Below are 13,073 nucleotides of genomic sequence, written 5' to 3' on the forward strand. Positions count from 1 at the left end.
TCCGTTAGTGGCAGGGAAAGCCGAGCAGATGGCGACCGTCGTGCACGAACTCATGCACGTACATGCCGGGCACCAGCGACGTGGCGCCCTGTTCCGCCCCAACGAAGTAAAGCGCGAGCAACAGCAGCAAGCCGCCGAACACGACCCAAGGCAACAACTCGCGCAGCGGAATCGGCGTGGGTTGAGCAGCGGGCGGGTTGGCGGGATCGAAAACAGCTTCGGTCATGATGGACATCTCCTGGGGGTAGCGCGCCCCGATAGTCGATTGCAAAGGAAGGCTGCGAAGCTCAGGTCTGGCTTTCGGCTCGTGATGCCGATTACAGTGGCGCGACCGCGCCGGGCTCTCACCGGCTTCCGCACTTCGCAGTGCCGCTATTCTACGCGCTAAACTCCGGCACTCGGTAGCGCAACGCGTCCATGCGGGCGTTCTGCCTTGGCGTACCTCTATGGAAGTCATCGAATGGACACAAGGCTGTTACTGGTCAGCCACGCATCGACCCCCGCCATGCGCGCGGGCCGCTTTCCCGCCGACGATCCGCTCGACGCTCGCGGCCTCGCCGAAGCCCAGGCCGCACGCCAGCGCCTGGCGATTGCCGACGCCGCCGCGGTCTTCGTCAGCCCCGCAGTTTGCGCGCGCGATACGGCGCTGGCGTTGGGCCTCGCCGCAACGGTCCACACAGCGTTGGGGGAGATCGACTACGGCGATTGGCAGGGACGCCGCCTCGCCGATCTCGCGAATGAAGCGCCGCAGCACCTCGCTGCCTGGCTGCGCGATCCCGACTTCGCGGCGCACGGCGGCGAGTCGTTCAGTCAACTCGTGAAGCGCCTGGGAGAATGGCTCGATGCGCTGGACGGCGCGATCAGCGAAGGAACGACCGGTACAACAAGCGCCCCGCGTCAAAACCCGCGCAACGTGGTCGCCATTACGCACGCGCCGGTGATTCGCGCGGCGCTCGTTCACGCACTCGGAGCATCGCCCGCCGTATTTCCACGCATCGAAATCGCCCCGCTGTCGGCGGTCGAATTACGGCGTTCATCGCGCGGCTGGACATGGTGGCTCGCGTCGCACTGACAACACCAGCGCGACGCCCGCCGTCGGATTTGAAATCCACGCATATCGGCCCGCTTGCCGCTCATTGACCCGACACCACCAGGCGCAGCCTCGCTGAACCCGCCGGCGCCAGCGTGATTTCGGTCCGCTTACCCGGCGCGCCCGAATAAAAGTGCTGACGTCCCGGCGAATTCTGATCGTGGGTCGCTTCGGGCAGACACGACGCGATATCCGCCGCGACGGCCTGCAGCGCGTCCGCGCTCGACCCGGCGTCATGATGCGGCGTCCACGTGCATTGGTAGCTGCCCCCGCTCGCCGAGCATTGCGCATCGTCGCCGTAAGGTTGCGCGACGCCCTTGCCGTCGTCGGGCGTCAACGAGGCCAAGCCGCCTGGCGCAGCCGCCACGATGCGTTTGAGCGATGCGCACGGACTGGGCGCATCGTCGGCACTCGCGCTGCCGGGCAGCACGGCGCCTAGCGACGCGGCGGCAAACGTGGCGGCGAGGAAGCGGGCGGGGTTCATGTCGGCGCGATCCCTGAAAGCGGTCGACAGGCTGACAGCACTGTCCGTACCCGTGGCGCTCGGACCGAGGCACGCGAGGGTTGGGCACGCATCTTGCGCGCCCGCCGTACCGGCCCACCAACTGCCGCCACTCAATCGACGTGAATCGCCAAGCCATGTCAACGAAACCTGTCACCGACACGCCGGCCCGCCTTTCATCAGGGATCGAAGGGGTCGACAACATCCTGGGCGGCGGCTTCACGCCCCGCCGCATGTATCTCATCGAGGGCGCGCCCGGCACAGGTAAAACTACCCTAGCCTTGCAGTTTTTACTCAAGGGTGTCGACGAAGGGCAAGCCGGCCTCTACATCACGCTCTCCGAGACCCGCTCCGAACTGATCTCGGTGGCGGACAGCCACGGCTGGGATCTCAGCCGCTTCTCGATTCTCGAATTGCTCTCCGACGAGGGCCTCGACCCGCAATACGAGCAATCCGTGCTGCACCCGGCCGAAGTCGAACTCGGCGAGACCGTGCGCAACGTCATTCAACAGGTCAATGATGTCAAGCCCACGCGCATCGTGCTCGACAGTCTCTCGGAACTGCGTCTGCTGTCGCAGAACCCGCTGCGCTACCGGCGGCAGATTCTCGCGCTCAAGCGCTTTTTCGCGACCCGCGAATGCACGGTGCTGCTGCTCGACGACAACACCTCCGACACCGGCGACGTGCAGTTGCACAGCATCGCGCACGGCGTGATCAGCCTCGACAACATCGTGCACGACTACGGCGGCAACCGGCGGCGGCTGCGCATCGCCAAGATGCGCGGCATCAAGTTCCGCGAGGGGTATCACGACTTCACGCTCGACACCGGCGGCATTCGTGTGTATCCGCGCCTCGTCGCCGCGGAACATCACGCGGAATTCGACCCGAACCCGCTCAGCACGGGCACGCCGGGCCTCGACGCGCTGCTGGGCGGCGGCCTGATCCCCGGCACCAATGCGCTGATGATCGGACCGTCCGGCGTGGGCAAGACCACCACCGTCGTGTCGTGCCTGCTGAGGGCGCTCGAACGCGGCCAGCGCTGCGTCTACTACGTGTTCGACGAAACGCTCACCACGCTGATGATCCGCTGCGCGGCGCTCGGCATGGATCTGGCGCCGCACGTCGAAAGCGGCCTGCTTACGCTGCGCCAGATCGATCCGGCGGAAATCTCGCCCGGCGAATTCGCGACCGACGTGCGCCAGTCGGTCGAAAACAAGGGCGCCCGGTATGTCGCGATCGACAGCCTGAACGCCTATCTCCAGGCGATGCCCGGCGAGCGCTACCTGCTGCTGCAAATGCATGAGCTGCTCGGCTACCTGAACCAGCAGGGCATCATCACGATGCTGGTGCTGGGCCAGCACGGCATCATCGGCGAAATTCAGAGCGATATCGACATCAGCTATCTTAGCGACGTGGTCGTGCTGTTCCGCTACTTCGAGCATCACGGCGAAGTGTTGACGGCCGTCACCGCCGTCAAGAGCCGCGCCAACGAACACCAGCGCTCGATCCGCCAGTTCCGGCTCGCGCACGGCGGCGTGGAAGTCGGCGAGGCGCTGCGCGACTTCGAGGGCGTGCTCTCCGGCCTGCCGGCATACCGTGGCACCACGGCCCTGCTCGGCGCGCGGGATCACCTCATCGACACGTCCGGGCAGTGAGGTCATGGAGCAGCGCGTTCTCATCCTGGCGCCGTTCGGCCGCGACGCCGAGGTGATCGCCGAAGTCCTGCATAAAGACGAGCGCGCCTGCGTCGTCTGCCGCGATGCCGACGCGCTGACCGAAGCGCTGGACGCCGGCGCGGGCAGCGCGTTGATTGCCGAGGAAGCACTCGCGGACGGCCACGCCTCGCATCTGTTCGGTTGGCTCGCACGGCAGCCGGCATGGTCCGACTTGCCCTTCATCCTGCTCGCCGCGAATCGCGTCGGGCATCGCTCCGCTCGCGGACTCGAAGTGCTCGAGCGGCTCGGCAACGTGGTGGTGCTCGAACGTCCGCTGAATTCGGAAACGCTGCGGCGCGCGGTCGCGTCCTCGCTGCGGGCGCGCGCACGGCAATACGAGTCGCGCCGGCATCTGGCCGAACGCATGGAAGCGCAAGAGGCGCTGGTGCATCTGAACGATTCGCTGGAAGGCCGCATCGCCGAGCGCACCCACGAGCTCGCCTCCGCCAACAACCGGCTGATGACGGAGATACACGAGCGTGCCAAGGTGCAGGCGGTGCTGGTCCAATCGCAGAAGATGGAAGCGCTCGGGCAACTCACCGGCGGCATCGCGCACGACTTCAATAATCTGCTGAACGTCATCATGGTCAACGCGGAGTTGATCGGGCGGGTCGCCAACGACGAGCGCATTCGCGCGATGGCCGCCACCGTCAGGCGCGCGACCGAACGCGGCGCGAAGCTGACGGGCCAGTTGCTGGCCTTCTCGCGCAACAGCAACCTCGATCTGAAAGCGGTGGACGTGGTGGCCTTGCTGCAAGGCATGCGCGACATCATTACCGTCTCGCTCGGTTCCGGCATCCACTACGCCACCGAGTTCCACGGCGACGAGATGTGGACCCAGGCCGACGCGAATCAGCTCGAACTGGCGATCCTCAATCTCGCGATCAACGCGCGCGATGCGATGCCGGGCGGCGGCCAGCTCAGCATTCGCGTGAAGGAACGCGCGGCGCCCGATCCGACACTCGGGGAAGGCCGTTATGTGGTGGTCGAAGTGGTCGATACCGGTTTGGGCATTCCCGCCGACGTCGTCTCGCGCGTGTTCGATCCGTTCTTCACCACCAAGCCGATCGGCAAGGGCACCGGACTCGGCTTGAGCCAGGTCTACGGCATCGCGAGACAGGCCGGCGGCACCGCGCGTCTCTTCAGCGAGGAAGGCGTCGGCACGACCGTGGAAGTGTGGCTGCCGCTGCGCGAACGCGTGGACTCGCGGGCCGAAGCGGTAGCCGATGCGGAAGCGAACGCTGTCGGCGAAAAACGCGTGCTGGTGGTCGAGGACGACGGCGAGGTCCGCGCGATGCTGGTCGAGTCGCTGCGAATGCTCGGCTATACCGTGACCGAAGCCGCGGACGGACCCGCCGGCCTGAACCGCTTGCAGGACGACAAGCCCGACTTGCTGATGGTCGACTTCGCGATGCCGGGCATGAACGGCATCGACGTGATCGCCGCGGCGCGCAAGATGCACGAGGATCTGCCGGTGATCCTCGCAACCGGCTATGCGGACGTGGATATCTCCGGCCTGGCCGTGAAGCGCTGCACGATCCTGCGCAAGCCCTTCCAACTCGACGACCTGGCGCGGACCGTGCGGCTCGGGCTCGCGGCCTGAGCGATCCACGCGATCACGCTGCGCTCCGCGGCCAAGCCCTCGGCGCTCGGCGCTCGCCAAAGCCGTTCCGACCGCAGCGACCAGCGCGCTCCTGGAAGCTTACGATTTATTTTTGACAAGCTTTCTTTTGCCTTTCACTTACGGTTAAATACGTGCCTCAACTACACGTTACGGGGTCACGTATGTCCAACTTCATGCAGGGCGCGGCTACATTGGGCGGATGCATCGGCATTTTCACGGTGGTGGTCGCCGTGGTGGAAATGCTGACGAACTGAGCCCGCGTGGCCTCAAGCGAGCCGGCGCTTCGCCGCCTGGTGAATCGCCGCCCGCACCCGCGGATATGTGCCGCAACGGCACACGATGTTGGACATGGCCGCGTCGATGTCCGCATCGGTGGGACTGGGTTTCTGCTTGAGCAACGCGCAGGCCGCCATCAATTGCGCGCTCTGACAATAGCCGCACTGCACCACGTCGAGATCGATCCACGCCGCCTTTAGCGCTTGCGCTTCCTTGCCCTGCACGCCTTCAATCGTCGTGATCTTCTGCGTCTGCAAACCTGCCATGAGCGTCTGACACGAGAGCGACGCCTTGCCGTCCAGGTGAACCGTGCACGCGCCGCAAATACCCACGCCGCAACCGAACTTCGTGCCCGTCAACCCGAGTTCGCAACGCAGCACCCACAGCAACGGCATGTCCGGCTCCGCGTGCACCGCCACCGCGCGGCCGTTGATGTTCAGCGATGTCATGCTTTTCCCCCTGAGTCCGATGGGCTTCACGCGAATCTCACGCGAGCTTGAGCGGCAACGCGCGCAAGCGCTTGCCGGTCAGAGCGAACACCGCGTTGGCCACCGCCGGCGCGATGGGCGGCACGCCCGGTTCGCCGACGCCTTGCGGATGTAGTTGGCTCGGCATGATGTCGGTTTCGATCACCGGGCAATCGTTCATCCGCACGACCGGGAAATCCACGAAGTTCTCCTGCTTCACCTTGCCTTCCTCGATGGTGATCTCGTTCTGCAACGCGCTCGACAGGCCGAACACGATGCCGCTCTCCATCTGCTGACGGATCAGGTTCGGATTGACCGGCAAGCCGCAATCGATCACGCAGACCACCCGATGCACGCGAATCTGCTGGTTCGGCCCGAGCGACACCTCCGCCACCTGCGCGACCACGCTGCCGAACGCCTCATGCAACGCGACGCCGCGCGCGCGAGGCGCGCCGTCAGCGGCATGCGTCAACGGATGCCCCCACTCCGACAACGCCGCGACGCGCTTTAACACCGCAAGATGCCGCGGATGCCGCGCGAGCAGCGCGGCGCGAAACGCAATCGGATCCTGGCCCGTGGCGGCGGCGATCTCGTCGGTGAAACTTTCGGTGAAGAAAGCCTGATGCGAATGGCCGACCGAGCGCCAGAACCCGACCGGCACCGGCAGCTCGACGATCTTGTGCGCCACGCGCGCGGCCGGCCATTCGTAGGGCTGGTCGAACGCGCCTTCGCTGGTGGTTTTGTCGATGGGAATGCGCGGCACGCCGTAGTAGCGCGCGAGCGATTCCGGCACGATCGCCTGACTCGCCGACGTGCTCTGCCAGGCGACGAGTTTGCCGTCCTTGTCGAGACCGGCTTTGAGCCGCGACACGCACGCCGGACGATAGAAATCGTGCGTGAAGTCCTGCGCCCGCGACCAGAGCGTTTGCACCGGACGGCCGCCGCCCTCGCGCGCGATCGCCGCGGCCTGCGCGACGAAGTCGAGCTCCAGCCGCCGGCCGAACGCGCCGCCGAGCAGCAGCGTGTGCATGTCGACCTTGTCGGCGTCGAGGTCCAGCACCTTGGCGACGTGCTGGCGCGCGAGCGCGGGCACTTGCGTGGAGACCCAGGCGGTGGCAGCGCCATCCGAGACCTGCACCGTGCAATTGACCGGTTCGACCGCGCCATGCGCGAGACACGGCGCGCGATACTCGGCGGTGAGGGTTCGCGCCGCGCCGTGCAACGCGGCATCCACGTCGCCGCGATGGTAGTAGGCGTGGCCGTCGCTGTCGTCCAATGCTTGCGCGAGCCGGCTGTTCACGCTCGCGCTCGACACCTTGGACGCCGCGCCCTCATGCCAATCCACCTTGATCGCTTTGACCGCGTTCATTGCGCGGAACGGGTTGTCGGCGATCACCGCGACCGCGCCGCTGCCGCCGTTGTACGGCGCGACCGCGAACGCCTTGATGAAGCCCGGCATGTTCGCGGCGGACGTGGCGTCGAAATTCGCCACCCTGCCGCCGAGCGTGGGACACATCGTGACGCTGGCGTACAACAGGCCGTCCGGCAATGCGTCGATACCGAAGCGCGCCGTGCCGTTGATTTTCGACGCGGCTTCGACGCGGCGCACCGGTTTGCCGATGAGTTTGAATTCGCCCGGGTCCTTCAGCGCGACCTTGCGCGGCAGCGGCTGCTGCGCGGCCAGCGCGGACAATTCGCCAAAACTCGCCTTACGCCCCGACGGGTGCAGCACCTGACCGCTTTCCGTACGGCATTCGCCGGGCGGCACTTTCCATTGCGCGGCGGCCGCGCCGATCAGCATCGCGCGCGCCGACGCGCCCGCTTCGCGCATCGGCAGCCATAGATCGTTGATGCTCGATGAACCGCCCGTCATCATCGTGCCGGCCTCGCGCACCAGTTTGCGGGTGATCCAGACCGTGGCGCGCTTCACGGCGCTGTCGTCGTCGGGACGGAACGGCAAGTCGTCGACGACGGTTTGCAGGCTGTTGTAGATCTTGTCGATCGGCGAGTCCTCGACCCGCACCTGCGACCAGTCGGCATCCAGTTCCTCGGCCAGCAGCATCGCGAGGCCGGTGTGGATGCCCTGCCCCATTTCCGCCTTGCACATCATGATCGTCACGCTGTTGTCGGCGGCGATCTTGACCCAGCCGTTGAGCGCCACCTGCGAGCCTTGTATGCGCAGCGGCGCGGCGGTGGTCAGACGCTGGCCCGGCGGCAGCACCGACCAGCCGACCAGCAACGCGCCGACAGCGCCGGCGCCGCCGAGCAGGAAGGTTCTGCGCTTTAACATGACATGGTCGATCGGCCTGGCGGTGGCTGGGAAGCGGCGAAAGGCGCTGGCGGGCGCCTCGGGGTTTGTTCTTCTGGACAGCAATAAGACGGGAAAGTGGGTGGTGGACTGAAAGGCGCGTTCTGCAGCGAGCGCGATGGTGGGTGCGTGGGCGCTGCGCTCAAGCCCGTCTGTCAGTTCATTAAATGTTATTCGCGGGGCGGCGGCACGCTGCAGTGCAGCGGGGGTGAGCAGTCAGGGCAGTGAAGTGAGGCCGATTTTGCGGAATGGCAGGTGGATCGTTTACATGAAACCTCGTACGACGTCGTTTCGATCGATTGCCGCAACATACAAACCTTTATATAATTTCACGTATGATCGATGCAAAGCCACTAACGTTCTGCGGTAGTTCATTAGACGACTTGCGCGAGTTTCCACTCTCGGCGCGGCGTGACGCCGGTTATCAACTCGATCAAGTCCAGCGTGGCCGCGACCCGGACGACTGGAAGCCAATGAACACGATAGGCCAAGGGGTACGGGAAATACGGATTCGGGACGCAAATGGGGCATTCCGGATCATTTACCTGGCCAAGTTAGCCGATGCGGTTTACGTGCTTCATTGCTTCCAGAAGAAGACCCCGAAAACCAGCAAAGCCGATCTGGATCTTGCCACCAAGCGCTATCGCGAATTGAAAGAGGTCAAGCCATGAGCAATCAAAAATTTCTGAGCGTCTGGGATGCCATCGAAGATACGCCGGAACAGGCGGAGAACATGAAACTTCGGTCGGTGTTGATGATGGCGCTCAAAGACCATATCACCCGCACCGGCATGAGCCAGGCAGAGGCCGCCAGGCATTTCGGCGTCACGCAACCACGCGTGTCCGATCTTATGCGCGGCAAGATCAATCTGTTCGCGCTCGATGCATTGGTCAATATGGCGGTAGCGGCAAACATGCGTGTGGAGATGCGCGTGTCGGATGCGCCAGTGAAACGGCGTGCTGCAAATGCGAACCTCAAGTCGACCACGCCCAAGCAGCCCGCAGCACCTGCAAAAAAACCTGCGGCAACGAAGAAGCCGACCGCAAAGGCATCAGTGCGACGCAGCAAGGGCGGTACCGCGGTTCTCGCGCATGCTCGCTGAGCCGCCATTTCCGCGCGGCACCGCAAGCACTTCAGCCGATGCACCGCACGGTGCGTCGGCGCTCGCCTGACGCACCCCCCAACACCTCAGCGCCGGTTCGACCCCGACACCACATCGATCCACACGGCCAGCACGAGAATGCTGCCCTTCACGATCATCTGCCAATAGGCGTCGACGTCGAGCATCGACATGCCGTTATCGAGGCTCGCCATCACCAGTGCCCCGATCAATGCGCCGTAGACCGTGCCGGAGCCGCCGCGCATCGACGTCCCGCCGATAAAGCACGCGGCGATTGCATCGAGTTCGCCCATCGAGCCCGCCGACGGCGAACCCGCGGCGAGGCGCGCCGTATTCACGATGCCGCCGAATGCGCACATCAGCCCCATCAGCGCGAAGATCGCGAGCTTCACGCGATTTGTGTTCACACCTGAGAGACGCGTCGCTTCGAGATTGGAGCCCACGGCATAGATGCGCCGCCCGAATACCGTCTGCGTGGCGATCCACGTGAAGATGCCGAGCAGCGCAAGCAGCAGCAGAACCGGCACCGGAATGCCGCCGTAACGGTCGAGCGTGGCGACGAAGCCGGCCAGAATCACGCCCGCGCCGACCACCTTCACGACATCCTGCCAAACCGGCACGACGGTCAGTTGATAGCGCTCGCGGTTGCGCCGCTGCCGCACCGTCAGAAACGCCAACAGCAGAAACAGCACCACGGCGAGCGTGTCGCCCGCGAGCCTGGGTAAATACCCCTGGCCGACAAAAACAAAACTATCGGAGACCGGCGCGATCGTCGAACCGCCCGTGACGCCCAGCAGAATGCCGCGATACGCGAGCATGCCGCCCAGCCCGACAATGAACGAAGGCACGCGCAGGTAGGTCGACCACCATCCATTGAACATGCCGACAAGCACGCCGAGCAACATCACCACCGGCAAGGTGACGCCGATCGGCCAATGCCGGTTCACGTCGAGTATCGCCGCCACGCCGCCGAGCAAGCCGAGCAGCGAGCCGACCGACAGATCGATTTCGCCGGCGATGATCACGAACACCATGCCGCACGCGAGCATGCCGGTAATCGACATCTGCCGCAGCAGATTCGACAGATTGCGCGGCGTGACAAATGCGCCGTGCGTGAGCAACGAAAAGAAAATCCAGATCGCGGCCACGGCGATCAGCAACGCGAGAATCTTGTAGCGCGAGAACAATTGCTGAATACGCTGGGGACCGCCGAAAGCGCCTCGCGGCGCTGAATCGTCGGCGCGTTGGGAAGTAACGTCGGGCGTCATGCGGCACTCGCTGCGGTTGGGTTCGGGGATCGCTGCACGGGACGGATCGCGGCGCTGAGAATGTCCTCTTGCGTCAGACCGTCGTTGACGAAGTCGCCTCGCAATTCGCCCTCGCCGATCACCAATACGCGGTCGCTAATGCCGAGTACTTCGGGCAATTCGGAGGACACCATCACGATCGACATGCCGCGCTGCGCCAGTTGAAAAATCAGTTTGTAGATTTCGAACTTCGCGCCGACGTCGACACCGCGCGTCGGCTCGTCGAGAATCAGCACCTTCGGGTCGGTGAGCAACATGCGCGTCAGCACGGCCTTCTGCTGATTGCCGCCCGACAAGCTCGCAATGGAGAGCATCGGATGCGCGGCGCGCACCGAAAGCCGCTTCATCTCCGTGTGAATCGTGTCGAGTTCCGCGGCGGAGTCGATCCGGCCGCCCGATGCGAAGCGTTGCAACACCGCGAGGGTGATGTTGTGACCCACGCTCAAGCCCGGCACGATGCCATGACGCTTGCGATCTTCCGGCACCATGCCGATGCCCGCGCGAATCGCCTCGACGGGCGCGCGAATCTTCAACGGCTTGCCGTTCATCACCACCGTCGCTTCGCTCACGCCGGGATACGCGCCGAAAATCGCCTGCATCAACTCCGTGCGCCCCGCGCCCACCAAACCCGCAACACCGAGAATCTCGCCCCGCCGCAGCGAAAACGACACGTCGTTCACCCGCTTGCGGCGCGGATTGGTGACGTCGAAACAGGTCACGTGGCGCGCTTCGAAAATCACGTCGCCGATCGGATGCGGCTCGCGCGGAAAGAGGTTCTTGATTTCACGGCCCACCATCAGGGAGATGATGCGATCCGTGGTGAGCGCGTGCATCGGTTCGGTCGCGACGTGTCGGCCATCGCGAATCACGCTGATCGTGTCGCACACCGCCGCCACTTCGTCGAGCTTGTGCGAGATGTACACGCAGGCAACGCCGCGTCGTTTCAGATCGCGCACGATGTCCAGCAGAATGCGTATTTCCGATGAGGTCAGCGACGACGACGGTTCGTCCAGAATCAACAGCTTCGCGCGCTTGTTCAGCGCCTTCGCGATTTCGATCAACTGCTGATGGCCGCCGCCATAGTTCATTACCGGCTGCGCGGCATTGATTCCGCTAATGCCGAGTTCGCGCAGCAATTCATCGGCGCGCTGGTACATCGCGGCGTAATTCATCCGGCCGCCGGGCAGCGTGATTTCGTTGCCGAGAAAGATGTTCTCGGCAACGGATAGCTCGGGCACCAGCATCAACTCCTGGTGAATGATGATGATGCCGGCGCGTTCGGTGTCGCGCACGTTCGCGGCCTTCAGCGGCTCGCCTTCCCAGATGATTTCGCCGTCCCACGTGCCGTGCGGATAGACACCGGACAGCACTTTCATCAGCGTCGATTTGCCCGCGCCGTTCTCGCCGCACAAGCCGACGCACTCGCCCGGAGAGACCGTCAGGTCGATGCCGTCGAGCGCCTTCACGCCGGAAAACGCCTTGACGATGCCGCGCATCGTCAGCAATGGTTGCGTCATTCGCTATGCCTCGCTGCAAGGCGCGCGGCTGCGCCGATGCGCATCCTGCCCATCGGCGCAAACCGCGCACTCGTTACGCTCATTGGCTCGCGAGCTGGGCCTGGGTGTAGAAGCCGTCCTTGACGACCACATCGACATTGCTCCTGGTAAGCAACGTGGGTTGCAGAAGAACCGTATCGACCTTCTTCTTGCCGTTGTCATACTGCGCGTTATAGGCAGGCTTCTGGCCCTTCGCGAGCGCAACGGAAAGTTTCGCCGCTTCGCCCGCGATCAGTTTCAGCGGCTTGTAGACGGTCATGGTTTGCGTGCCGGCGATCACGCGTTTCACCGCGGCGAGGTCCGCGTCCTGGCCCGAAACCGGCACCTTGCCCGCCATGTGTTGCGCGGCCAGCGCCTGAATCGCGCCGCCCGCCGTGCCGTCGTTCGAAGCGACGATTGCGTCGATCTTGTTGTTGTTCGCCGTCAACGCATCCTCGACGATGCGCAGCGCCGTCGACGCGCTCCACTCCGGCACCCACTGCTGACCGACGACCTTGATATCGCCCTTGTCGATTGCGGGCTTCAGTACCTTGAGCTGGCCTTCGCGCAGCATCTTCGCGTTGTTGTCGGTGGGCGCGCCGCCTAGCAGGAAGTAGTTGCCCTTCGGCTGCGCGTTGTAGACGCCTTGTGCTTGCAGTTCGCCGACCTTCTCGTTGTCGAACGAGATATAGCCGTCCACATCGGCATCGAGAATCAGCCGGTCATACGAGACGACCTTGATGCCCGCTTTCTTCGCCTCGGCGACCACATTGCCGAGCGTTTTCGAATTGAACGGCACGATGACGATCACATCCACGCCGCGCGAAATCAGGTTTTCGATCTGCGAGATTTGTCGCGCTTCGCTCGCATCGGCGGATTGCACCGAGACTTTTGCGCCGAGCTTTTCCGCTGCCGCGACGAAATAGTCGCGATCGCGCGACCAGCGCTCAACGCGCAGATCGTCGATACAGAAACCAATCTCGGGATGATCCTTGCTTGCGTGCGCGAGTGGCGCGACAAGCGACAGGCTGGCGAGTACCGCTCCACATACGAGCGAACTCAGTAGGGTACGACGCATTGCGAATTTCATGTCTCTCTCCTTCTTCTGATAGCCGGAATACCGGATTGG

The 13,073-nt window shown here is 64.3% G+C and carries 11 protein-coding genes, 1 pseudogene and 1 riboswitch; of the genes and pseudogenes, 5 read left to right on the forward strand and 7 right to left on the reverse strand.

Annotation, left to right across the window (positions count from 1 at the left end; genetic code table 11):
- Positions 1-4: 4 nt before the first annotated feature.
- Positions 5-226, reverse strand: coding sequence for a CbtB domain-containing protein (locus tag ACOCG7_RS14290; protein ID WP_073432049.1), 222 nt, complete (start codon positions 224-226; stop codon positions 5-7).
- 40 nt (positions 227-266) lie between these two features.
- Positions 267-409: riboswitch (cobalamin riboswitch) on the reverse strand.
- Between the two features lie 51 nt (positions 410-460).
- On the opposite strand from ACOCG7_RS14290, the gene ACOCG7_RS14295 reads away from it, so the two are divergent.
- Entirely contained in the window at positions 461-1,072 is a 612-nt protein-coding gene (locus tag ACOCG7_RS14295; RefSeq protein ID WP_244745504.1) for a histidine phosphatase family protein, read from the forward strand.
- Positions 1,073-1,133: 61 nt separating this feature from the next.
- Here the strand turns inward: ACOCG7_RS14295 and ACOCG7_RS14300 are convergent, their stop codons facing one another.
- Positions 1,134-1,574, reverse strand: coding sequence for a hypothetical protein (locus ACOCG7_RS14300; protein ID WP_421376041.1), 441 nt, complete (start codon positions 1,572-1,574; stop codon positions 1,134-1,136).
- Between the two features lie 155 nt (positions 1,575-1,729).
- On the opposite strand from ACOCG7_RS14300, the gene ACOCG7_RS14305 reads away from it, so the two are divergent.
- Complete coding sequence (locus ACOCG7_RS14305) at positions 1,730-3,247, forward strand: ATPase domain-containing protein (protein ID WP_073432048.1); 1,518 nt, start codon at positions 1,730-1,732, stop codon at positions 3,245-3,247.
- A gap of 4 nt (positions 3,248-3,251) precedes the next feature.
- Complete coding sequence (locus ACOCG7_RS14310) at positions 3,252-4,910, forward strand: ATP-binding protein (protein ID WP_073432034.1); 1,659 nt, start codon at positions 3,252-3,254, stop codon at positions 4,908-4,910.
- A 287-nt stretch (positions 4,911-5,197) separates the two neighbouring features.
- On the opposite strand, the gene ACOCG7_RS14315 is transcribed toward ACOCG7_RS14310, so the two are convergent.
- Both ACOCG7_RS14315 and ACOCG7_RS14320 read right to left on the reverse strand, forming a co-directional pair.
- The gene (locus ACOCG7_RS14315) at positions 5,198-5,656 is read right to left on the reverse strand and encodes a (2Fe-2S)-binding protein (protein WP_421376043.1); all 459 of its coding nucleotides are present in this window, start codon (positions 5,654-5,656) and stop codon (positions 5,198-5,200) included.
- A gap of 37 nt (positions 5,657-5,693) precedes the next feature.
- Positions 5,694-7,964, reverse strand: coding sequence for a molybdopterin cofactor-binding domain-containing protein (locus ACOCG7_RS14320; protein ID WP_421376045.1), 2,271 nt, complete (start codon positions 7,962-7,964; stop codon positions 5,694-5,696).
- Between the two features lie 353 nt (positions 7,965-8,317).
- Here ACOCG7_RS14320 and ACOCG7_RS14325 point away from each other — a divergent pair, with 353 nt between their 5' ends.
- Both ACOCG7_RS14325 and ACOCG7_RS14330 read left to right on the forward strand, forming a co-directional pair.
- The gene (locus ACOCG7_RS14325) at positions 8,318-8,653 is read left to right on the forward strand and encodes a type II toxin-antitoxin system RelE/ParE family toxin (RefSeq protein ID WP_073432031.1); all 336 of its coding nucleotides are present in this window, start codon (positions 8,318-8,320) and stop codon (positions 8,651-8,653) included.
- Positions 8,650-8,925: pseudogene (locus ACOCG7_RS14330) on the forward strand (helix-turn-helix domain-containing protein); the annotation flags it as partial. The gene ACOCG7_RS14325 and the pseudogene ACOCG7_RS14330, both read left to right, overlap by 4 nt.
- A gap of 245 nt (positions 8,926-9,170) precedes the next feature.
- Here ACOCG7_RS14330 and ACOCG7_RS14335 read toward each other — a convergent pair.
- From ACOCG7_RS14335 to xylF, 3 genes are all read right to left on the reverse strand, one after another.
- Positions 9,171-10,370, reverse strand: coding sequence for a sugar ABC transporter permease (locus ACOCG7_RS14335; protein WP_073432030.1), 1,200 nt, complete (start codon positions 10,368-10,370; stop codon positions 9,171-9,173).
- Positions 10,367-11,926, reverse strand: a complete 1,560-nt coding sequence (gene xylG, locus ACOCG7_RS14340) for a D-xylose ABC transporter ATP-binding protein (protein WP_073432029.1) — start codon at positions 11,924-11,926, stop codon at positions 10,367-10,369. The genes ACOCG7_RS14335 and xylG overlap by 4 nt, the downstream gene beginning before the upstream one ends.
- Before the next feature lie 79 nt (positions 11,927-12,005).
- A complete protein-coding gene (gene xylF, locus ACOCG7_RS14345) occupies positions 12,006-13,034 on the reverse strand; it encodes a D-xylose ABC transporter substrate-binding protein (RefSeq protein ID WP_073432028.1) in 1,029 nt (342 codons plus the stop codon).
- Positions 13,035-13,073: the final 39 nt, after the last annotated feature.

Source organism: Paraburkholderia sp. DD10, from assembly GCF_049177125.1.
Classification (GTDB): Bacteria; Pseudomonadota; Gammaproteobacteria; order Burkholderiales; family Burkholderiaceae; genus Paraburkholderia; species Paraburkholderia terricola.